Source organism: Streptococcus sp. SPS1, from assembly GCF_030439915.1.
GTDB lineage: Bacteria > Bacillota > Bacilli > Lactobacillales > Streptococcaceae > Streptococcus.
In genome coordinates, this window is the sequence record NZ_JAQFJG010000006.1 from 99,457 (window position 1) to 122,143 (window position 22,687).

Genomic DNA, 22,687 nt, shown 5'->3' on the forward strand with positions numbered 1-22,687 from the left:
AACATGTTATCACTGCAAGAATTTGTACAAAATCGTTACAATAAAACCATTGCAGAATGTAGCAATGAAGAGCTTTACCTTGCTCTTCTTAACTACAGCAAACTTGCAAGCAGCCAAAAACCAGTCAACACTGGTAAAAAGAAAGTTTACTATATCTCAGCTGAGTTCTTGATTGGTAAACTCTTGTCAAACAACTTGATCAACCTTGGTCTTTACGACGATGTCAAAAAAGAACTTGCTGCTGCAGGTAAAGACTTGATCGAAGTTGAAGAAGTTGAATTGGAACCATCTCTTGGTAATGGTGGTTTGGGACGTTTGGCTGCCTGCTTTATCGACTCAATTGCGACTCTTGGTTTGAATGGTGACGGTGTTGGTCTTAACTACCATTTTGGTCTTTTCCAACAAGTTCTTAAAAACAACCAACAAGAAACAATTCCAAATGCATGGTTGACAGAGCAAAACTGGTTGGTTCGCTCAAGCCGTAGCTACCAAGTACCATTTGCAGACTTTACTTTGACATCAACTCTTTACGATATTGATGTTACTGGTTATGAAACAGCAACTAAAAACCGCTTGCGTTTGTTTGACTTGGATTCAGTTGATTCTTCTATTATTAAAGATGGTATCAACTTTGACAAGACAGATATCGCTCGCAACTTGACTCTCTTCCTTTACCCAGATGATAGTGACCGTCAAGGTGAATTGCTCCGTATCTTCCAACAATACTTCATGGTTTCAAACGGTGCGCAATTGATCATCGACGAAGCAATCGAAAAAGGAAGCAACTTGCATGACCTTGCTGACTACGCTGTTGTACAAATCAACGATACTCACCCATCAATGGTTATCCCTGAATTGATCCGTCTTTTGACTGCACGTGGTATCGAGCTTGACGAAGCAATCTCAATCGTTCGTAGCATGACTGCCTACACTAACCACACAATCCTTGCTGAAGCCCTTGAAAAATGGCCTCTTGAATTCTTGCAAGAAGTGGTTCCTCACTTGGTACCAATCATCGAAGAATTGGACCGTCGCGTGAAAGCAGAATACAAAGATCCAGCTGTTCAAATTATTGATGAGAGCGGACGTGTTCACATGGCTCACATGGATATCCACTACGGATACAGCGTTAACGGGGTTGCAGCACTTCATACTGAAATCTTGAAGAACTCTGAGTTGAAAGCCTTCTACGACCTTTACCCAGAAAAATTCAACAACAAAACAAACGGTATCACTTTCCGTCGTTGGCTCATGCATGCTAACCCAAGCTTGTCTCACTACTTGGATGAGATTCTTGGAGATGGTTGGCACCATGAAGCTGATGAGCTTGAAAAACTCTTGTCTTATGAAGACAAAGCAGCTGTCAAAGAAAAATTGGAAAGCATCAAGGCTCACAACAAACGTAAATTGGCTCGTCACTTGAAAGAACACCAAGGTGTAGAAATCAATCCAAACTCTATCTTTGATATCCAAATCAAACGTCTTCACGAGTACAAACGCCAACAAATGAACGCTTTGTACGTGATCCACAAATACCTTGACATCAAAGCTGGGAACATCCCTGCTCGCCCAATCACAATCTTCTTTGGTGGTAAAGCAGCTCCAGCCTACACAATCGCTCAAGACATCATCCACTTGATCCTTTGCATGTCAGAAGTTATTGCTAACGATCCAGCAGTAGCTCCACACTTGCAAGTAGTTATGGTTGAAAACTACAACGTTACTGCAGCAAGCTTCCTTATCCCAGCATGTGATATCTCAGAACAAATCTCACTTGCTTCTAAAGAAGCTTCAGGTACTGGTAATATGAAATTCATGTTGAACGGAGCTTTGACTCTTGGTACTATGGACGGAGCTAACGTGGAAATCGCTGAGTTGGTTGGCGACGAAAACATCTACATCTTTGGTGAAGATTCAGAAACTGTTATCGACCTTTACGCAAAAGCAGCTTACAAATCAAGCGAATTCTACGCTCGTAAAGCTATCAAACCATTGGTTGACTTCATCGTTAGCGATGCAGTTCTTGCAGCTGGAAACAAAGAGCGCTTGGAACGTCTTTACAAGGAATTGATCAACAAAGACTGGTTCATGACTCTTCTTGACTTGGAAGACTACATCAAAGTTAAAGAGCAAATGTTGGCTGACTACGAAGACCGTGACGCATGGTTGGACAAAGTTATCGTTAACATTTCTAAAGCAGGATTCTTCTCATCTGACCGTACAATCGCTCAGTATAACGAAGACATCTGGCACTTGAACTAAGATACAAATTTATACTAATACATTTTGTAAAAAAGCGAGTTTCGATTGAAATTCGCTTTTTTAAATGCTGTGGATTTGGGTCAATCCTGTCTAAAAATAGGGAAATTATAGATACAGTGAAGGCTTTAAATACTGCTTTTTACTCTCTTTCAACCTCATAGTGCTTGTATTCGCTTACATAAAGTATTATAATACGATTGTAGGAAAGAAGGTGTTTTTATGTGGAAAAAATATTTTTCAAAATATAAATGGACGGATTTATTTTGGATTTTATTTGTTATTTTGACATGCCTCTATATAGGTAACCATGATTTGTTTCCTCTCAATCATCAAGAAATCTCGCTTCGAGGGAGTTTCTGGGGATTTGTACTTGCCTTATTTCACTTGCTATTTATTGATAAGTTTGTTATCTCGAATCGAAAATAAAGATTAGGGTGCTTAGCTGTGTACCTTTAGGATTGATTTTTGGAGGAAGATTTTGTCTCTATTATTTATTATTTTAAATTTGTTTATCTTGTACAAGATTTATTCTTTAAGGCGGGAGAAATCGAAATACTTGATTTATACGGCCTATATCATATTTGGGGTAAATGTACTATATGGTATTCAATGGTTATTAAAAGAACTGGTTTCAAAGATTTCCACTTAATGTGTATAGAAACTCCAGTGATTTTTGCATAACAAAACGCATAAGATTAAGGTTTTTGAGTACCTGTTCTTATGCGTTTTCGTAATATTGAAGATTCTCAGTAAGTTTTCTACTTTTGGGAAGTCTAGTTTAGAATGCTTTCCCAACCAAAATCTCTGCTTCAATGGTAATCTCTGTCAAGTCGCTCCAGTCAATCTTGCTCTGGTCAACGTGAAAGAGGAGAGGGGTCATGCTGAGTAGGGCTTGAAGTTGCTCTGATGTGATAGTCTTAGTCAGAGAGGCAGTTTGACTAGATAGGATGGTAAAGTGTTCTTGGAAATGATTTTTGATACCTTGATTAGAATAATCCTTGTTTGTCAGCTGGTTCTGTACCTTCTGACGGATTTCTTTGAGGTGATTTTTAGTTGGAATAACCTTTATTAAGATGCCGTCTTTGGATAAAACGCGACGAAATTCTCCATAGTTGGCAGGTGAGAAGATATCAAACAGGATATCCATGCTAGCGTCTTTTATAGGAAGACGAGCCAAGTCACCTACAAACCAATTGACTGCCCAGTTGGGTTCGCTCTTGGCAGCGATTTGGACGGAATCTTTGGAAATATCAAAGGCATAGAAGGTTTTTTCAGGGTGATTTTCTTGAAGTTTACGAGAATAAAATCCTTCGCCACAACCAATATCCAAGATTGTGGTGCTAGTTTCTGAATTTGCTAACAAGTCAGATACAGCATCTAAAATAGCTTGGTAAAAGCCGGCTTCTAGGATTTGTTGACGGTTTTGAAAATTTTCCTTGTCGTAGTTGGTAGATTGCTTGATTTGAGGAGCTAGATTGACATAGCCGAATTTTGCCAAGTCAAAAGAATGGCGATTGTTGCATTTGAGACTGCTCTCTACCAGAGTCAGATTTTCTTGACAGATAGGACAGGCAAAGGCAGTCGCAGAAGCAAAACGCTGAAGTTTAGGTTTGAGATTTGTATTCATAGTTTAAGTGTATCAAAAGAGGCAAATGAAAGCAACTTTAGGATGATTTGTAATAGAATTAAATAGTAGTATAATTACTTTTCAAAGTACCAAAATTAAATTGCTTTTATATCCAAAATGCTATATAATAATGATAAGGAGGAAATAAGTATGTTAAAAGAAGTATTAACCGTTGCAAAAGTTGCGAAAAAATCATCACTCTTTTTGGGTGGTGTCGCATTTGGTACCCTTGGTTTGAAAATCTTGGCAAGTAAGGAAGCTAAAAAAGGTTATTCTAAAGCTTTGGCTAAGGCTTACAAGTTGAAAGACGGGCTAGATGCATCTGTTTCTGTTGTGAAGCAACATGGAGACGATGTCTTGCAAGATGCCAAATATTTGTATGAGCAAGAGAAAAAAGAAGAGCAATTAGATAGCCTTATAGGAGAATAATATGTCTTTTAAAGTGCTACATAGAGGATACCAACATATCCGACTATCATCTTCTTTTTCGCTCACCTTGGATATTCAAGACTATCTTCGTTCCTTGGCGAGAGATGAAAAGGGGATTGAGTCTATCCAGTTTTACATGGATCAACAGCACTTTACTCTACGCATAAAAGAAGGCTTTTCTGTATTAGATAATGCAGAAGCCTTTTTAAAAAGAATTGATAAAGGGAAAGTTTCTGAGTTGATGACTCTTCCCATTCGTAGAGAAGAGAGTGCTTATTCTATTGTTTCAGGTGCAGCGATTAAGCGTGTGCTTTTTCGTAGTTTTGTGCCGTATCCTATTCGCTATATATGGACTTGTTATCAGGCTTTGGGCTATGTTAAAGAAGCCTATCAAACACTAGCGCGTAAGGAACTAACGATGGAGGTCTTGGACTGTTCGGCGATTTTATTGTCCTTGTTCATGAACCAATCCAAGACGGCTAGCAATATCATGTTTATGCTTGATTTGGGGAATCATTTAGATCAGTGGTCCTTGAAAAAAACTGCAACAGATTTAGAACAAAGCCTTCTTGCAAAAGAGAGCGATGTATTCTTAGTGCAGGGCGATACGGTTGTTAGTATCAAGAGTTCCGATGTTCAAATAGGAGATGTCTTGGTCCTATCTCAAGGAAATGAAATTCTGTTTGATGGACAAGTAGTTTCAGGTTTAGGTATGGTCAACGAAAGCTCCTTGACGGGAGAGAGTTTTCCAGTTGAAAAAAGAGAGTCTGATTTGGTTTGTGCAAATACAGTATTAGAAACTGGAGAGTTACGCATTCGTGTAACCGATAATCAGATGAACAGCCGTATTTTACAGCTGATTGAGTTGATGAAGAAATCTGAAGAAAATAAGAAAACGAAACAACGCTATTTCATCAAAATGGCGGACAAGGTCGTCAAATATAATTTCTTGGGTGCTGGTCTGACTTACCTATTAACAGGTTCCTTCTCTAAAGCGATCTCCTTCCTATTGGTCGATTTCTCCTGCGCTTTGAAAATTTCTACTCCTGTAGCTTATTTGACAGCTATCAAGGAGGGGTTGAATCGTGAAATGGTGATTAAGGATGGAGATGTTCTGGAGAAATACCTGGAAGTTGATACTTTCTTGTTTGATAAGACGGGAACAATCACAACTAGCTATCCTATAGTTGAAAAGGTGTTACCTTTTGGGGACTATAGTGAGGAAGATATCCTCAGAATCAGTGCCTGTCTTGAGGAACACATTTATCATCCTATCGCTAATGCCATCGTCAAGCAAGCTGAGATAGAGGGAATTGAACATGAGGAAATGCATGGGAAACTCCAATATATCGCAAGCAAGGGAATTAAGTCCCATATCGATGGGCAACCAGTTCTTATTGGAAATTATGTCTTGATGCAGGATGAGCAAATTCATATCAGTTCGGAGCAACATGCTTTAATTGAAGAGTACAAGAGTCACTACAATCTCTTATTCTTGGCTTATCAGAATGAATTGATTGGAATGTTCTGCATTCATACTCCTTTGAGAAAAGAAGCAAAAGCAGCCTTGGAGAAACTTAAGGCACAAGGGAAAAAATTGATTCTGGCAACAGGGGACACCTTGGTTAGAACAGAGGAATTAGTCAAAGATTTGCCCTTTGATCAGGTCTATACAGACTTGAAACCTGATGGGAAATTTGAGTTAGTAGAGGAACTGCAGAAAGCAGGTCACACTATTTTGATGGTTGGAGATGGATTGAATGACTCAGCGGCTCTAACCCTATCAGATATCGGTGTGGTGATGAATGAGAGTGCAGATATTTCTAAGCAGATGAGTGATATCTTATTGTTAGATAATCGCTTGGATTTCTTCCAAGAATTGGATTGGCTATCATCATCTTTGCAAACACTCATCAAGAAGAATATTCAAGATACCGTTGTCGTAAATAGTAGTTTGATTGGCTTTGGCTTGTTTAATTGGCTCAGTCCTTCAAACCTCTCTATCCTACATAATCTAACAACCTTACGCATTGTACTGCGTAGCCTGTCTATTAAGGCTAGATAGATGTGCTTATCAACAACAAAAAGGAGTTACCTTTCTCGAGGGTAACTCCTTTGTTTATAGGTAAATGTTGAACAATTTAGTAAGTCAATACAAAGTATTTCTTCTTACCACGACGGATAACAGTCAGTTCGTTCTCTAACTTATCAGCGTCACTCAAGACATAGTCAAGGTCTTGGATGCGGTCACCGTTGACGTAGATAGCTCCATTTTGGACATCTTCACGGGCTTGGCGTTTTGAGTTAACCACACCAGATGACACGAGCAGTTCTACGATATTGTGGTTTTCGTCTGCCTGTACTTGGTAGTTTGGTACACCACGAAGTCCTTGTTTGAGCTCTTTGACAGAAAGGTTTTTGATGTTTCCTGCAAAGAGTTGCTCAGTGATGTTGAGGGCTTCTTTGTAGGCTTCTTCGCCGTGAACAAGTGTGACAACTTCACGAGCCAAGACTTTTTGAGCCAAGCGTTCGTGTGGAGCCGATTCAAATTGTTTGCGGATGTCTTCAATCTCATCAAGTGACAAGAAAGTAAAGATTTTCAAGAAGCGAACAGCGTCAGCGTCCATAACGTTCATCCAGAATTGGTACATTTCGTATGGAGAAGTCTTTTCAGGATTGAGCCAAACTGCGTTTCCTTCTGATTTACCAAATTTCTTACCAGTTGCATCTGTAATCAGTGGAACAGTGATAACGTGGCCTGTCTTGTCAGCCTTACGACGAAGCAATTCAGTACCAGCTGTCATATTTCCCCATTGGTCAGAACCACCGATTTGAAGCGTTACGTTGTGGTCTTGGTTAAGAACGAAGAAGTCGTACCCTTGCATGATTTGGTAAGCGAACTCAGTGTAAGAAATCCCTGTTTCAATCCGTTTTTTCACAGACTCCTTACTCATCATGTAGTTGACAGTGAAGTATTTTCCGATATCACGGAGGAAGTCAATGAAGCTGATGCTGCCAAACCAGTCGTAGTTGTTGACCATGACAGCTTTATTTTTACCATTTTCAAAGTCAAGAAAACGAGAAAGTTGTCCTTGGATAGACTTGACCCAGCCATCTACTGTGTCTTTTGTTTGGAGACTACGTTCAGCATCTTTGAAGGACGGATCTCCGATGAGACCTGTAGCACCGCCAACGAGCGCATAAGGTTTGTGACCTGCTAGTTGCAAGCGACGACTTGTCAAGATTGCGACAAGGTGGCCTAGGTGAAGGCTGTCAGCAGTTGGATCGTAGCCAGTATAATAAGAAACTTGACCTTCTTCTAGGGCTTTACGCAAAGCTTCTTCATCAGTCGTTTGAAAAATCAAACCACGCTCTTTTAGCTCATCAAAAATGTGCATGTGTCTTTTCTCCTTTTTAAAATTATTGTTTCTAACTATTGTATCACAAACTTGGGCAATAGCCTAGCAGAATAGGGAAGAAAGTGGCTATTTTATTGAAAGTTTACCTTTTATGGTATAATAGATAGAGTGAGGAAATCCATGCAAAATCAATTAAATGAATTAAAACGAAAAATGCTGGAATTTTTCCAGCAAAAACATAAAAAATCAGCTAGACCTGGCAAGAAAGGTTCAAGTACCAAAAAATCTAAATCCTTAGAGAAGCCAGCCATTTTTCCAGCTATTTTACTGAGTATAAAAGCCTTATTTAACTTACTCTTTGTGCTCGGTTTTCTAGGAGGAATGTTGGGAGCTGGGATTGCTTTGGGGTACGGAGTGGCCTTATTTGACAATGTTCGGGTGCCTCAGACAGAAGAATTGGTGAATCAGGTCAAGGACATCTCTTCTATTTCAGAGATTACCTATGCGGATGGGACGGTAATTGCTTCCATAGAGAGTGATTTGTTGCGCACTTCTATCTCATCTGAGCAAATTTCGGAAAATCTGAAGAAGGCTATCATTGCGACGGAAGATGAACACTTTAAAGAACATAAGGGTGTAGTGCCCAAGGCGGTGATTCGTGCGACCTTGGGGAAATTTGTAGGTTTGGGTTCCTCTAGTGGGGGGTCAACCTTGACCCAGCAACTAATTAAGCAGCAGGTGGTTGGGGATGCGCCGACCTTGGCTCGTAAGGCGACAGAAATTGTGGATGCTCTTGCCTTGGAACGCGCCATGAATAAAGATGAGATTTTAACGACCTATCTCAATGTGGCTCCCTTTGGCCGAAATAATAAGGGGCAGAATATTGCAGGAGCTCAGCAGGCGGCTGAGGGGATTTTCGGTGTAGATGCAAGTCAGTTGACGGTTCCTCAAGCAGCATTTTTAGCAGGACTTCCACAGAGTCCCATTACCTATTCTCCTTATGAAAATACTGGGGAGTTGAAGAGTGATGAAGACCTAGAAATTGGCTTAAGACGGGCTAAGGCAGTTCTTTACAGTATGTATCGTACAGGTGCCTTAAGCAAGGACGAGTATTCTCAGTACAAGGATTACAATCTTAAACAGGACTTTTTACCATCGGGCACGGTTGCAGGAATTTCACGAGACTATTTATACTTTACAACTTTGGCAGAAGCTCAAGAACGTATGTATGATTATCTAGCTCAGAGAGACAATGTTTCCGCTAAGGAGTTGAAAAATGAGGCAACCCAGAAGTTTTATCGCGATTTGGCAGCCAAGGAAATTGAAAATGGTGGTTATAAGATTACTACTACCATAGATCAGAAAATTCATTCTGCCATGCAAAATGCGGTTGCTGACTATGGCTATCTTTTAGACGATGGAACAGGTCGTGTAGAAGTAGGAAATGTCTTGATGGACAACCAAACAGGTGCTATTCTAGGCTTTGTAGGTGGTCGTAATTATCAAGAAAATCAAAACAATCATGCCTTTGATACCAAGCGCTCACCAGCTTCTACTACCAAGCCTTTGCTAGCCTACGGTATTGCTATTGACCAGGGCTTGATGGGAAGCGAAACGATTCTATCTAACTATCCAACAAACTTTGCTAATGGCAATCCGATTATGTATGCTAATAGCAAGGGAACAGGAATGATGACCTTGGGAGAAGCTCTGAACTATTCATGGAATATCCCTGCTTACTGGACCTATCGTATGCTTCGTGAAAAGGGTGTTGATGTCAAGGGTTATATGGAAAAGATGGGTTACGAGATTCCTGAGTACGGTATTGAGAGCTTGCCGATGGGTGGTGGTATTGAAGTCACAGTTGCCCAGCATACCAATGGCTATCAGACCCTAGCAAATAATGGTCTATATCATAAAAAACATGTGATTTCTAAAATTGAAGCAGCAGATGGTAGAGTGGTGTATGAATATCAGGATAAACCGGTTCAAGTCTATTCAAAAGCTACTGCGACGATTATGCAGGGATTGCTGCGAGAAGTTCTATCCTCTCGTGTGACAACAACCTTCAAGACGAATCTGACTTCTTTAAATCCTAATCTGGCTAATGCAGATTGGATTGGGAAGACTGGTACAACCAACCAAGACGAAAATATGTGGCTCATGCTTTCGACGCCTAGATTAACCCTAGGTGGCTGGATTGGGCATGATGATAATCATTCACTGTCACGTAGAGCAGGTTATTCTAATAATTCTAATTACATGGCTCATCTGGTAAATGCGATTCAGCAAGCCTCCCCAAACATTTGGGGGAACGAGCGCTTCGCTTTAGATTCTAGTGTCGTAAAATCCGAAGTCTTGAAATCAACAGGTCAAAAACCAGGGAAGGTTTCTGTTGAAGGAAAAGAGGTAGAGGTCACAGGTTCGACTGTTACCAGCTATTGGGCTAATAAGGCAGGAGCGCCAACGACCAGTTATCGCTTTGCTATTGGTGGAAGTGACGCGGATTATCAGAATGCTTGGTCTAGCATCGTGGGGAGTCTACCAACTTCATCAAGCTCCAGCAGTTCAAGTGGTAGTTCTAGCGATAGCAGTAACTCAAGTGCTACACGACCTTCTTCTTCAAGGACGAGACGATAAGTTCTATAAACTGTGCTAAATGAAGTGGCTAATCAATTGATTGCCACTTTTTTCTTTTTTCCTTTCGTGTTACAATAAAGGTATGAATCAGTATCAGAAAAAGATTGTTAAAGGAACCATTTATTCGCTTCTATCCGGTTTAATATGGGGAATCTGTGGAATTTTAGGAGAATATTTCTTTACTCATTATCAAGTGTCCTCTGGCTGGATTACCTCTATGCGTTTGACACTGGCAGGGAGTCTTGTGCTCATTTGGTCAGCAATACAATTAAAATCGCAAGTGTTAGATATCTGGCGAGACAAGAAAAATTACCTTCCCTTTCTAGCATATGCTATTTTAGGGATTTTTTCAGTTCAGTATTTTTTCTATCTCTGTGTAGAATACTCAAATGCAGCGACAGCAACTATTTTACAGTTTATTAGCCCTGTCTTTATCCTCTTTTACAATCGCTTGGTTTATCAAAAACGAGCGTCAAAAAGTGCTATTTTCTATGTTTTGATTGCCATGCTGGGCGTGTGCTTGATGGCGACAAAAGGCGATCTCTCTCAGTTATCCATGACGCCACTAGCCCTTATAACAGGTCTGTTGAGTGCCATGGGGGTCATGTTTAATGTTATCTTGCCCCAACCTTTCGCGAAGCGCTATGGTTTTGTACCCACGGTTGGGTGGGGGATGATTTTGGCAGGTTTGTTTAGCAATGTCCTTTCGCCGGTTTATCAGCTTTCCTTTACTCCGGATATTTGGAGTATTTTGATTTGTCTCATTATCGCTTTTTTCGGGACGGCTTTTGCCTTTTTCATTTCCATGAAGGCTGTGTCTTTGGTTTCTCCCTTGGTGGTTTCCGTTATCAGTGCCAGTGAACCTCTCTCTTCTGCCCTTTTGAGTGTTTTGTTTTTAGGATTGGTAGTGGATTGGTCCCTTCTTCTAGCTATGGCCTTGATTATTTTGCCCATGATTTTCCTATCGATAGAAGAAGCGAAAGAAAGTAAATAAAAAGTCTTTTCTTAATTCTAAAAGTGTGCTATACTAGAATAGTCAATAAAACACGGGGAGATAGTTGTGAAGAGTGTTTTTAGGTTGTATCGGTAGGGGCTTGCTTTTACCGACAGCACGTTTTATCTCACATCCCTAAAAATCATACCTAAAAACAAACAAAAAGGCTTCAAATTTGAGGCCTTTTTTGGTAGAATAGTTATCATTATAAAGAATGAGAGGTCTTTTATGACTGCTACAAAAATGAATGCTCAAGAAATTATCCAATTTATCGCCAATGCTGAGAAGAAGACCAGTGTTAAAGTAACCTTTGAGGGACAACTAGCGACTGCTGTACCTAGCTCTGTTGTTAAACTAGGGAATGTCCTATTCGGAGACTGGAAGGACGTGGCTCCTCTTCTTGATGGTTTGGTCGAAAATCAAGACTATGTTGTTGAGCAAGATGCTCGTAATTCTGCAGTTCCTTTGCTAGATAAACGTGCTATCAACGCTCGTATCGAGCCAGGTGCTATTATTCGTGATCAGGTTGAAATTGGTGACAATGCTGTTATCATGATGGGAGCAGTTATCAATATCGGTGCTGAAATCGGGGCAGGAACTATGATTGACATGGGGGCTATCCTTGGTGGTCGTGCTATCGTTGGGAAAAACAGTCACGTTGGTGCAGGTGCCGTTCTTGCAGGTGTGATTGAGCCAGCTAGCGCAGAACCAGTCCGTGTAGGAGACAATGTTCTCATCGGTGCCAATGCAGTGGTTATCGAAGGAGTCCAAATCGGTAGTGGCTCAGTTGTCGCAGCAGGAGCTATTGTTACACAAGATGTCCCAGAAAACGTGGTAGTAGCAGGTGTTCCAGCTCGTATTATCAAAGAGATTGATGCCCAAACCCAACAAAAAACAGCGCTAGAGGATGCGCTTCGTACCTTGTAATTTGTAAAAGAAAAATAGAGGCGGAACTCTTCTTCCAGCCTCTTTCTGCTATATAGGAGGACAGACAGATGTTAGATTTGATTCAGACTAGACGAGATTTGCACCAGATTCCAGAGATTGGCTTGGAGGAGTTCAAGACTCATGCTTATTTGTTAAATGTGATTGAAAAATTGACTGCGAGCAAGGATTTTGCCCAAGTTTGTACTTGGCGGACAGGTATTTTTGTTTATTTGCAGGGAAGTCAGCCAGAGCGGACCATTGGTTGGAGGACAGACATTGATGGCCTGCCTATCGTCGAACAAACAGGACTTCCTTTCGCTTCTCAACATCAAGGTCGCATGCATGCTTGTGGCCATGATTTTCATATGACTATTGCCTTAGGCTGTCTAGAGCGTGCCCTTGAGGAGCAACCAAAGAACAATCTGCTCTTTCTGTTTCAACCTGCTGAAGAAAATGAAGCTGGTGGCATGCTCATGTATGAGGACGGTGCTTTTGGAGACTGGTTGCCAGACCAATTTTATGGTCTCCATGTCCGTCCAGATTTGAAGGTTGGTCAGATTGCGACTAATACTCATACACTCTTTGCAGGGACCTGTGAGGTGAAGATCCGTTTCAAAGGCAAAGGTGGCCACGCAGCTTTTCCTCATGAAGCCAATGACGCCTTGGTGGCTGCTAGTTACTTTGTGACCCAAGTACAGTCAGTTGTTAGCCGCAATGTCAACCCAATAGAGGGAGCAGTGGTGACCTTTGGTCTTTTCCAAGCCGGAACCACCAACAATGTCATCACAGATACAGCCTTTTTGCATGGAACTATTCGGGCATTGACACAGGACATGAGTCTCTTGGTGCAAAAAAGGGTCAAAACAGTTGCAGAAGGAGTTGCAGCTGCCTTTGATATGGAAGTGGAAGTGGAACTCAAGCAAGGTGGATACCTACCTGTTGAGAACAATCCAGCCTTAGCGCGTGAACTAATGGATTTCTTTGAAGAGAAAGAGGGAATTGAGTTGATTGATATCGAGCCTGCTATGACAGGTGAAGACTTTGGTTATCTCCTTTCAAAAGTGGATGGCGTTATGTTTTGGCTAGGTATCGATAGTCCCTATGCCCTTCATCACCCTCAGATGAGCCCTAAGGAAGAGGCACTAGCTATTGGGGTTGATGCGGTTTCTAGTTTCCTGAAAAAGAAGGCAGCAGAGTAGAGGAATTGTCTATGAAAGCAGAATTACGCAAGCAAGTCTTGCAAGAAATGAAGACTATATCTCAAGAGCAAAAACAGGCTATAGAGCAAGCTTTAACCGAGCGATTGTTACAACACCCCTTTTACCAAGAAGCCAAGGTTATTGCAACCTATCTCTCTTTTCCTCATGAGTTTCAAACGCAGGGATTGATTGAGCAGGCGCTGAAGGATGGCAAGAAGGTTCTGATACCCAAAACCTATCCCAAGGGGCACATGGACTTTGTGGTCTATGATCCGCAGCAGTTGGTAAAAACTTCCTTTGGCTTACTGGAACCACAGGGAGATTTGGAAGTATTGGATGCCTCTAAGATTGATTTGATTCATGTTCCGGGGCTGGCTTTTACGACAAAGGGTTATCGAATTGGCTATGGCGGAGGTTATTATGACCGCTATCTGGAACAGTTTACTGGTCATACTTTGAGTACGGTTTATCATTATCAAGTTCAGGACTTTATCCCTGAAAAGCATGATATTCCTGTTCAGGAGGTTCTGATTGATGAAAGAAATCTTTGATAGGCGTTACCCTGTGACGAGTTTCTTCCTCTTAGTGACGACCTTGGTATTTCTACTAATGTTGGTGACCACAGGAGGAAACTTTTACAGGGCAGATACCCTATTTCGATTTGGAGCTATGTATGGGCCTGTTATTCGGCTCTTTCCCGAGCAGGTTTGGCGTCTCTTCTCTGCTATTTTTGTTCATATTGGGTGGGAGCATTTCATTGTTAATATGCTTTCGCTCTATTATCTTGGTAGGCAAGTAGAGGAGATTTTCGGATCCAAGAAGTTTTGCTTTCTCTATCTCTTATCTGGAATGATGGGCAATCTCTTTGTTTTTGTATTTAGTCCAAAATCCTTAGCAGCAGGAGCTTCTACTTCTCTCTATGGGCTATTTGCTGCGATTATTGTTCTTCGCTATGCAACGCGTAATCCTTATATCCAGCAGTTGGGGCAATCTTATCTGACACTTTTTGTGATTAACATTATTGGAAGTGTTCTGATTCCAGGAATCAGTCTAGCAGGTCATATCGGAGGTGCAGTTGGTGGCGCATTTCTAGCAGTTATCTTTCCAGTTAGAGGAGAAAGACGGATGTATGGCGCTAGTCAGAGACTGGTAGCGTTAGTGTTGTTCGTAGGACTCGCAGTCTTACTTCTCTACAAGGGAATGGGAATGTGACGAGCTTATAATAATAGTTGTGTAATGAAAAAAGATAAGGCATTTTTTGAACCTTATCTTTTTATTTTATACTCAATGAAAATCAAAAAGCAAACTAGGAAACTAGCAGCAGGTTGCTCAAAGCACTGCTTTGAGGTTGTAGATAGAATTGACGAAGTCAGCTCAAAACACTGTTTTGAGGTTGCAGATAAGACTGACGAAGTCAGTAACCATATATACGGTAAGGCGACGCTGACGTGGTTTGAAGAGATTTTCGAAGAGTATTATTCCTTCTCAGCCAATTCTTTTCCAAGTTGGATGAGGTAATCCTTCAAGTCATCTTTGACTTGTGGATGTTTGAGGGCGTAGTCAATAGATGTTTTCATAAATCCAAACTTATCCCCAACGTCGTAACGAGCTCCTGTAAATTCACGGGCGAAAACACGTTGTGTTTTATTAAGGGTATCAATAGCGTCGGTAAGCTGGATTTCATTTCCAGCGCCAGGAGCTTGCTTTTCGAGGATGTCGAAAATTTCTGGTGTCAGAAGATAGCGACCGATAATTGCTAAATCACTTGGTGCATCTTCGGGAGCTGGTTTTTCAACGAAAGTTTCGACACTGTAGAGACCATTGATTCCTTCTCCTTGAGGAGCAATGACTCCATATGATGAAACGTCTTCGTGTGGTACAGGCATGACAGCAATGGTTGATGCGTGTGTCTTTTCGTAATCATTCATCAGTTGTTTTGTCAAAGGAACGGCATTCTCATCTGTGATGTCCATAAGGTCATCGCCCAGCATAACAACGAAGGGCTCATTCCCTACAAAAGCTTTGGCTTGTAGGACAGCGTCTCCAAGACCACGAGGGTGAGTTTGGCGAATGAAATGGAGGCGCATACCAGTTGCTTCATCTACCAATTTTAACAAATCCGTTTTGCCTTTTTCCTTAAGATTGTATTCAAGCTCAAAGTTTGAGTCAAAGTGGTCCTCAATAGAACGTTTTGACTTACCAGTGACAACCAGAATATCTTCAATACCTGATTTGAGAGCCTCTTCCACGATAAATTGGATAGTTGGTTTGTCTACAATTGGCAACATTTCTTTGGCAAGAGCCTTGGTTGCTGGTAAAAATCGAGTTCCTAGTCCAGCGGCAGGAATGACTGCTTTTCTCACTTTCAGTGCCATAAGAATCCTTTCTTTAGAGGGTTAAGACCACTCATTTTCTGCTTTAAATTCATTGTTCATGATGTCATAAATGGCATCTTTAATATTGGTTCCTTGGTAGATAACTTGGTAAATGGCCTGTGTAATGGGCATATAGACTCCAAGTTCTTGCGCTAGTTCATAGGCTGCTCGGGTTGTTGAGATTCCTTCAATTACCATGCCCATATTGGCTTCGATATCAGCTAGGGATTCTCCACGACCAAGGGCATCTCCAGCTCTCCAGTTACGAGAGTGGATGGAAGTTCCCGTTACGATCAAGTCTCCTACACCAGATAAGCCGCTATAGGTCAATGGACGGGCACCGAGTGCTACTCCTAAGCGGGTAATTTCTGCCAAGCCTCGAGCGATGATGGCTGCCTTGGCATTGTCACCAAATCCCAGACCATGTAAAGCTCCAGCACCGACAGCAATAATATTTTTAAGAGCACCAGCAGTTTCGACTCCAATAACATCTGTATTGGTATAAAGTCGGAAGTAGTGATTACTAAAGAGTTCTTGAACGTATTGAGCTGTTTGTAAATCTTTAGAAGCAGCAGTGATTAAAGTTAGGTCACGCACAATGGTTTCTTCCGCATGACTAGGTCCTGAAACAACGACAATATCACTGCGGAGATGCTCAGGGATTTCTTCTTCAAGGATGGTTGATAATCGTTTATGGCTATCAGGCTCTAATCCCTTTGAAGCGTGCATGATGATAGCCTTATGATCCAAGGTTTTTGCAACTTGTTGGGCAACAAGTCGTGTCACTTTTGTTGGGACAACAAACAAAATCGCATCCACATCTTTTAATGCATCTGCTAAGTTGGTGTAGGCAATGATATTTTCATCTAGAACGACATCTTTAAAGTAGTGTTTATTAGTATGGTGTGTATTAATTTCATTGATTTGCTCAGGCAGATTTCCCCAAATACGTACCTCGTGTCCATTGTCATTTAAGACTTGTGAAAGGGCAGTTCCCCAAGAACCAGGCCCCAAGACGGCGATGGTTTGTTTTTCCATGATTTCCTCCTTAATAGAGTTCTTTCTCTTATTCTATCATATTCTAGGGGATTTTGCACTTGCATTGCTGGGGAGTGGTGGCTTTGTTACTTGAAAAATACACAAAAACCGAGCCTAAGTATTAAAGTCTTAGTCTCGGTTTTGATTTTCCTTAAAGAATAACTCGGTTTATTTCAATTGATCTGTAATGTCTTTTGATAGCAACATTCCCAGATGATAAGTTTTATTGATGTAAGCAATGACATCATTGATATTTTCAGTCGTGTGAATTTTCTCTTTGATGTCAGCTCTAAATGTTTCATCCTTCAAAAGTTGTTCTTGGTAGAGCCTTTGCAGTCTCTCCTTCTCGTACTTATTGAGCAGAAAAAGGAAAACCAAGCTAATCACAACGAGGACATAAGCATATTGGCTCATAGGAAATCTCCCTGTATGATAAAGAAGTAGTAGTGAGTAGATTGAATTAGTGAAGCGCCTAGCCAAATTACCATAGTTACGACGTCATGGTCTCTAAATCGATTATATTTAGAAACCATGACTAGTGAAGCAGTTAGCTAGTCCGCATATAAGCGGCTAGCGTCTAACAATTAGGAACTTTAGTTCCAATTGTTAGTGCTGAATCACATCTTCTCTGGTGCCTCTACCCCAAGCAAGCGAAGGGATTCTTTGAGAACGACTGCGGTTGCGTAGCTAAGGGCTAGACGGCTGTCGCGTTCTGGACTTTCATCCAAGATGCGCGTATGTGCATAGTATTTGTTGAAGGCTTGAGCCAGGCTAATTGCAAATTTAGCAATGATAGAAGGTTCAAAGTTATCCGCCGCACGGTTAATAATACGTGGAAAGTCTTGGATGAGTTTGATGATTTCCCAGCTTTCAGCATCATTCAAGCTATAGTTGCCAGCTGTTTCTGGTTTGAAATCGGCTTTGCGTAAGATAGATTGGATACGAGCGTAGGCGTATTGAACATAAGGTCCAGTTTCACCCTCGAAGGATACCATAGCCTCTAAGTCGAAGTCGTATCCATTTGTACGGTCGGTTTTGAGGTCATAGAATTTAATGGCTCCAACCCCAACAGCATGCGCTACCTGGTCTTTATTTTCTAGTTCAGGATTTTTAGCTTCGATTTGGGCTTTAGCGCGACTAACAGCCTCTGCAACAGTAGGCTCTAGTAAGATGACATTCCCTTTACGAGTAGAGAGTTTCTTCCCTTCTTTTGTAACCAAACCAAAAGGAACGTGGGTAATGTCGTCACTCCAATCGTAGCCCATTTCTTGCAAGACAGCTTTGAGCTGTTTAAAGTGGGCAGATTGTTCTTGACCAACGACGTAGATAGATTTAGCAAATTGGTATTCGTTTTTACGGTAGAGGGCTGCAGCCAAGTCACGTGTGATATAGAGAGTTGCACCATCAGACTTCTTGATGAGGGCTGGATGTTCAATTCCATATTTCTCAAGATTCACAACTTGGGCACCTTCTGATTCAAGAAGTAGTCCTTTTTCAGAAAGAATGTCTACAACTGCATCCATCTTATCATTGTAGAAGGCTTCTCCGTTATAGCTGTCAAATTCAACCTTCAATTCATTGTAAAGGCGGTTAAATTCCACTAAACTTTCATCGCGGAACCATTGCCAAAGAGCGAGAGCTTCCTCATCTCCATTTTCAAGTTTACGGAACCATTCGCGCGCTTCTTCATCCAAGCTAGGGTCATTTTCAGCTTCAGCGTTGATGCGGACATAGAGTTTAAGGAGTTCATCGATTGGATGAGCTTTTACAGCTTCTTCGTCGCCCCATTTTTTGTAGGCAACAATCAACATCCCAAATTGTTTACCCCAGTCTCCCAAATGGTTGACCTTGACCGTTTGATAACCGATTTTTTGGAAAATATGTGACAAGCTATCTCCGATAACAGTTGAACGCAGGTGGCCAATAGAAAATGGTTTAGCGATATTGGGACTAGACATGTCGATAACAACATTTTCTTGTTTACCAATATTTTGGTCAGCATAGTGTTCTTTTTCAGTGGTAACAGCTTGCAATACTTGAGCAGAAATGGCAGATTTATCAAGGAAAAAGTTAACGTAAGGTCCTGTTGCGACAACTTTTTCAAAGGCTTGGCTGTTCATTTTTTCAGCCAGTTCAGCCGCAATCATTTGAGGTGCTTTACGTTCGACTTTTGCAAGAGAAAAAGCAGGGAAAGCAATGTCTCCCATCTCTGAGTTTTTAGGGGTTTCCAGTAAATTTAAAATAGCCTCTTGGTTCAGGCTATCAATGACGCTAGCCAATTCGCTAGCAATCAATTCTTTTGTATTCATTAAGAGCTCCTTTTGGACTTTTTTACTATTTTATCACAATTTTAAAGAAAGAAGAAAAAATTTTTGAAATCTCCTATTTTTTTGGTATAATATAGTTATAAAAATAGTTATAAATATTCACATAAGAGGATTTTATGAGAAAAAGAGATCGTCATCAGTTAATAAAAAAAATGATTACTGAGGAGAAATTAAGTACACAAAAAGAAATTCAAGATCGGTTGGAGGCGCACAATGTTTTTGTGACGCAGACAACCCTGTCTCGTGATTTGCGCGAAATCGGCTTGACCAAGGTCAAGAAAAATGATATGGTGTATTATGTACTAGCAAATGAGACAGAAAAGATTGATTTGGTGGAATTTTTGTCTCATCATTTAGAAGGTGTTGCAAGAGCAGAGTTTACCTTGGTGCTTCATACCAAATTGGGCGAAGCCTCTGTTTTAGCAAATATTGTAGATGCAAACAAGGATGAATGGATTTTAGGAACAGTTGCTGGTGCCAATACCTTATTGGTTATTTGTCGAGATCAGCACGTTGCCAAACTCATGGAAGATCGTTTGCTAGATTTGATGAAAGATAAGTAAGGTCTTGGGAGTTGCTCTCAAGACTTATTTTTGACAAGGAGAGACGGAAAATGGCGACAGAAAAGCTATCACCCGGCATGCAACAGTATGTGGATATTAAAAAGCACTATCCAGATGCTTTTTTGCTCTTTCGTATGGGTGATTTTTATGAATTATTTTATGAGGATGCGGTCAATGCTGCGCAGATTCTGGAAATTTCCTTAACGAGTCGCAACAAGAATGCGGACAATCCGATTCCTATGGCGGGTGTCCCCTATCATTCTGCCCAACAGTATATTGATGTCTTGATTGAGCAGGGCTATAAGGTGGCTATTGCTGAACAGATGGAAGATCCTAAACAAGCAGTTGGGGTTGTGAAACGAGAGGTTGTTCAGGTTATTACGCCAGGGACAGTGGTCGATAGCAGTAAGCCGGACAGTCAGAATAATTTTTTGGTTGCCATAGACCGTGCTGGCAATCAATTTGGCCTAGCTTATATGGACCTGGTGACGGGTGACTTTTATGTGACAGGTCTTTTGGATTTCACGCTGGTTTGTGGGGAAATCCGTAACCTCAAGGCTCGAGAAGTGGTGTTGGGTTATGACTTGTCTGAGGAGGAAGAACAAATCCTTAGTCGTCAGATGAATCTGGTACTCTCTTATGAAAAAGAAGGCTTTGAAGACCTTCATTTACTGGATTCGCGATTGGCAACGGTGGAGCAAGCGGCATCTAGTAAGTTGCTCCAGTATGTTCATCGGACTCAGATGAGGGAATTGAACCACCTCAAACCTGTTATCCGCTATGAAATCAAGGATTTCTTGCAGATGGATTATGCGACCAAGGCTAGTCTGGATTTGGTTGAGAATGCCCGTTCAGGCAAGAAGCAAGGCAGTCTTTTCTGGCTTTTGGATGAAACCAAAACAGCTATGGGTATGCGGCTCTTGCGTTCTTGGATTCATCGCCCTTTGATTGACAAGGAACGAATCGTCCAGCGCCAAGAGGTGGTGCAGGTCTTTCTCGACCATTTCTTTGAGCGTAGTGATTTGACAGACAGTCTCAAGGGTGTTTATGACATTGAGCGCTTGGCTAGTCGTGTTTCTTTTGGCAAAACCAATCCCAAGGATCTCTTGCAGTTGGCGACTACCTTGTCTAGTGTGCCACGGATTCGTGCGATTTTAGAAGGGATGGAGCAACCTGCTCTAGCCTATCTCATCGCACAACTGGATGGAATTCCTGAGTTGGAGAGTTTGATTAGCGCAGCGATTGCTCCTGAAGCTCCTCATGTGATTACAGAAGGTGGTATTATCCGGACGGGATTTGATGAGACTTTGGATAAATACCGTCGTGTTCTCAGAGAAGGGACTAGCTGGATTGCTGAGATTGAGGCCAAGGAGCGAGAAAACTCTGGTATCAGTACGCTCAAGATTGATTATAATAAAAAAGATGGCTACTATTTCCATGTGACCAATTCGCAACTGGGAAATGTGCCAGCCCATTTTTTCCGCAAGGCGACGCTGAAAAACTCAGAACGTTTTGGAACCGAAGAATTAGCCCGTATCGAGGGCGATATGTTGGAGGCGCGTGAGAAGTCAGCTAATCTAGAGTACGAAATTTTTATGCGCATTCGTGAAGAGGTCAGCAAGTACATCCAACGTTTACAAGCTCTAGCTCAAGGAATTGCGACGGTTGATGTCCTGCAAAGTCTAGCAGTTGTGGCCGAAACCCAGCATTTGATTCGACCTGAATTCGGAGATGATTCGCGAATTGATATCCAGAAAGGGCGCCATGCTGTTGTTGAAAAGGTTATGGGGGCTCAGACCTATATTCCCAATACGATTCAGATGGCAGAAGATACCAGTATTCAACTGATTACAGGGCCAAACATGAGCGGGAAGTCTACCTACATGCGTCAGTTAGCCATGACGGCGGTTATGGCTCAGTTGGGTTCTTATGTGCCAGCAGAAAGCGCCTATTTACCTATTTTTGATGCGATTTTTACCCGTATCGGAGCAGCCGATGACTTGGTTTCAGGCCAATCAACCTTTATGGTGGAGATGATGGAGGCCAACAATGCTATTTCGCATGCGACCAAAAATTCCTTGATTCTTTTTGATGAATTGGGTCGTGGAACTGCAACTTATGACGGGATGGCTCTTGCTCAGTCTATCATCGAATACATCCATGAGCACATCGGAGCTAAGACCCTCTTTGCGACCCACTACCATGAGTTGACTAGTCTGGAGTCTAGTTTACAACACTTGGTCAATGTCCACGTGGCAACCTTGGAGCAGGATGGGCAGGTCACCTTCCTTCACAAGATTGAACCAGGTCCAGCTGATAAATCCTACGGTATCCATGTTGCCAAGATTGCTGGCTTGCCAGCAGACCTTTTAGCAAGGGCGGACAAGATTTTGACTCAGCTAGAGAGTCAAGGAACAGAAAGTCCTGCTCCCGTGAGGCAAACAAGTGCTGTCACAGAACAGATTTCACTCTTTGATACGACTGAAGAACATCCTATCCTAGCAGAATTAGCTAAACTGGATGTTTACAATATGACACCTATGCAGGCTATGAATGTCTTGGTCGAGTTAAAACAAAAACTATAAAGAATGAATTACTTGTCATTCTAGCTATATCAAGGAGACTTCTTTGACAAGTTCCCGCTTTTTTGTTAGAATAACATCACACAAACAGAAAAAATTTTAAAAAATGTGTTGACAAAGTTTAAAAAGTGGGTATAATAGTAAGAGTTGAAAATAACAACTCTGGTCCGTTGGTCAAGGGGTTAAGACACCGCCTTTTCACGGCGGTAACACGGGTTCGAATCCCGTACGGACTATGGTATGTTGCGGTAGGAACACTTGATGAAAAAAAGATTAAAAAAGTTTCAAAAAAGTGTTGACAAGCGAAAGCGGCTGTGATATACTAAACTAGTTGTCGCTTGAAAGCGGCGAGTGACAAAGACCTT

Annotated in this window: 19 protein-coding genes and 1 tRNA gene; 14 read left to right on the forward strand and 6 right to left on the reverse strand. The window is 41.5% G+C overall.

Going from position 1 to position 22,687, the window contains the following annotated elements:
• Positions 1 to 3 precede the first annotated feature (3 nt).
• Complete coding sequence (glgP, locus tag PCY12_RS06125) at positions 4 to 2,262, forward strand: glycogen/starch/alpha-glucan family phosphorylase (protein ID WP_301352051.1); 2,259 nt, start codon at positions 4 to 6, stop codon at positions 2,260 to 2,262.
• 219 nt (positions 2,263 to 2,481) lie between these two features.
• Positions 2,482 to 2,688 carry a hypothetical protein gene (locus tag PCY12_RS10325; RefSeq protein WP_367316718.1) on the forward strand — a complete coding sequence of 69 codons (207 nt, stop codon included), beginning with the start codon at positions 2,482 to 2,484 and terminating at the stop codon, positions 2,686 to 2,688.
• A gap of 352 nt (positions 2,689 to 3,040) precedes the next feature.
• Here PCY12_RS10325 and PCY12_RS06130 read toward each other — a convergent pair whose 3' ends face one another.
• Positions 3,041 to 3,889, reverse strand: a complete 849-nt coding sequence (locus PCY12_RS06130; protein WP_301352053.1) for a putative RNA methyltransferase — start codon at positions 3,887 to 3,889, stop codon at positions 3,041 to 3,043.
• Positions 3,890 to 4,039: 150 nt separating this feature from the next.
• Here PCY12_RS06130 and PCY12_RS06135 point away from each other — a divergent pair, with 150 nt between their 5' ends.
• Positions 4,040 to 4,318, forward strand: coding sequence for a DUF6110 family protein (locus tag PCY12_RS06135; protein WP_000910910.1), 279 nt, complete (start codon positions 4,040 to 4,042; stop codon positions 4,316 to 4,318).
• Position 4,319: 1 nt separating this feature from the next.
• Complete coding sequence (locus PCY12_RS06140) at positions 4,320 to 6,383, forward strand: heavy metal translocating P-type ATPase (protein WP_261061941.1); 2,064 nt, start codon at positions 4,320 to 4,322, stop codon at positions 6,381 to 6,383.
• 76 nt (positions 6,384 to 6,459) lie between these two features.
• On the opposite strand, the gene tyrS is transcribed toward PCY12_RS06140, so the two are convergent.
• Complete coding sequence (gene tyrS, locus PCY12_RS06145) at positions 6,460 to 7,716, reverse strand: tyrosine--tRNA ligase (RefSeq protein ID WP_301352055.1); 1,257 nt, start codon at positions 7,714 to 7,716, stop codon at positions 6,460 to 6,462.
• A gap of 141 nt (positions 7,717 to 7,857) precedes the next feature.
• Between tyrS and pbp1b the strand changes: the two genes are divergently transcribed.
• The 7 genes from pbp1b (at position 7,858) to PCY12_RS06180 (ending at position 14,955) form a co-directional block, all read left to right on the forward strand.
• Positions 7,858 to 10,317, forward strand: a complete 2,460-nt coding sequence (gene pbp1b, locus PCY12_RS06150) for a penicillin-binding protein PBP1B (protein ID WP_301352056.1) — start codon at positions 7,858 to 7,860, stop codon at positions 10,315 to 10,317.
• An 82-nt stretch (positions 10,318 to 10,399) separates the two neighbouring features.
• The gene (locus tag PCY12_RS06155) at positions 10,400 to 11,311 is read left to right on the forward strand and encodes a DMT family transporter (protein ID WP_301352057.1); all 912 of its coding nucleotides are present in this window, start codon (positions 10,400 to 10,402) and stop codon (positions 11,309 to 11,311) included.
• A 228-nt stretch (positions 11,312 to 11,539) separates the two neighbouring features.
• Positions 11,540 to 12,238: a 2,3,4,5-tetrahydropyridine-2,6-dicarboxylate N-acetyltransferase gene (gene dapD / locus PCY12_RS06160; RefSeq protein ID WP_000127460.1), complete on the forward strand. Its 699-nt coding sequence runs from the start codon at positions 11,540 to 11,542 to the stop codon at positions 12,236 to 12,238.
• A 68-nt stretch (positions 12,239 to 12,306) separates the two neighbouring features.
• On the forward strand, positions 12,307 to 13,437 hold the full coding sequence (locus PCY12_RS06165; protein WP_301352059.1) for an N-acetyldiaminopimelate deacetylase: 1,131 nt from the start codon (positions 12,307 to 12,309) through the stop codon (positions 13,435 to 13,437).
• 11 nt (positions 13,438 to 13,448) lie between these two features.
• The gene (locus PCY12_RS06170; RefSeq protein ID WP_050392045.1) at positions 13,449 to 13,988 is read left to right on the forward strand and encodes a 5-formyltetrahydrofolate cyclo-ligase; all 540 of its coding nucleotides are present in this window, start codon (positions 13,449 to 13,451) and stop codon (positions 13,986 to 13,988) included.
• Positions 13,972 to 14,649, forward strand: coding sequence for a rhomboid family intramembrane serine protease (locus PCY12_RS06175; protein ID WP_050392046.1), 678 nt, complete (start codon positions 13,972 to 13,974; stop codon positions 14,647 to 14,649). The genes PCY12_RS06170 and PCY12_RS06175 overlap by 17 nt, the downstream gene beginning before the upstream one ends.
• Positions 14,650 to 14,724: 75 nt before the next feature.
• Positions 14,725 to 14,955, forward strand: a complete 231-nt coding sequence (locus tag PCY12_RS06180; RefSeq protein WP_050392052.1) for a hypothetical protein — start codon at positions 14,725 to 14,727, stop codon at positions 14,953 to 14,955.
• On the opposite strand, the gene galU is transcribed toward PCY12_RS06180, so the two are convergent.
• The 4 genes from galU to argS form a co-directional block, all read right to left on the reverse strand.
• Positions 14,913 to 15,812 carry a UTP--glucose-1-phosphate uridylyltransferase GalU gene (gene galU, locus PCY12_RS06185; RefSeq protein ID WP_050392047.1) on the reverse strand — a complete coding sequence of 300 codons (900 nt, stop codon included), beginning with the start codon at positions 15,810 to 15,812 and terminating at the stop codon, positions 14,913 to 14,915. The genes PCY12_RS06180 and galU overlap by 43 nt on opposite strands.
• Positions 15,813 to 15,833: 21 nt before the next feature.
• The gene (locus tag PCY12_RS06190; protein ID WP_301352061.1) at positions 15,834 to 16,850 is read right to left on the reverse strand and encodes an NAD(P)H-dependent glycerol-3-phosphate dehydrogenase; all 1,017 of its coding nucleotides are present in this window, start codon (positions 16,848 to 16,850) and stop codon (positions 15,834 to 15,836) included.
• Between the two features lie 168 nt (positions 16,851 to 17,018).
• Positions 17,019 to 17,264 carry a hypothetical protein gene (locus PCY12_RS06195; RefSeq protein WP_023943963.1) on the reverse strand — a complete coding sequence of 82 codons (246 nt, stop codon included), beginning with the start codon at positions 17,262 to 17,264 and terminating at the stop codon, positions 17,019 to 17,021.
• A 203-nt stretch (positions 17,265 to 17,467) separates the two neighbouring features.
• Positions 17,468 to 19,159 (reverse strand): arginine--tRNA ligase, encoded by a 1,692-nt coding sequence (argS, locus tag PCY12_RS06200; protein ID WP_301352062.1) that lies wholly within the window; start codon positions 19,157 to 19,159, stop codon positions 17,468 to 17,470.
• 134 nt (positions 19,160 to 19,293) lie between these two features.
• On the opposite strand from argS, the gene argR reads away from it, so the two are divergent.
• The 3 genes from argR (at position 19,294) to PCY12_RS06215 (ending at position 22,558) form a co-directional block, all read left to right on the forward strand.
• Positions 19,294 to 19,740, forward strand: a complete 447-nt coding sequence (argR, locus tag PCY12_RS06205; protein WP_001231476.1) for an arginine repressor — start codon at positions 19,294 to 19,296, stop codon at positions 19,738 to 19,740.
• A gap of 50 nt (positions 19,741 to 19,790) precedes the next feature.
• Positions 19,791 to 22,325 (forward strand): DNA mismatch repair protein MutS, encoded by a 2,535-nt coding sequence (gene mutS, locus PCY12_RS06210; RefSeq protein ID WP_301352064.1) that lies wholly within the window; start codon positions 19,791 to 19,793, stop codon positions 22,323 to 22,325.
• Between the two features lie 161 nt (positions 22,326 to 22,486).
• Positions 22,487 to 22,558 (forward strand) — tRNA-Glu (locus tag PCY12_RS06215).
• Positions 22,559 to 22,687: the final 129 nt, after the last annotated feature.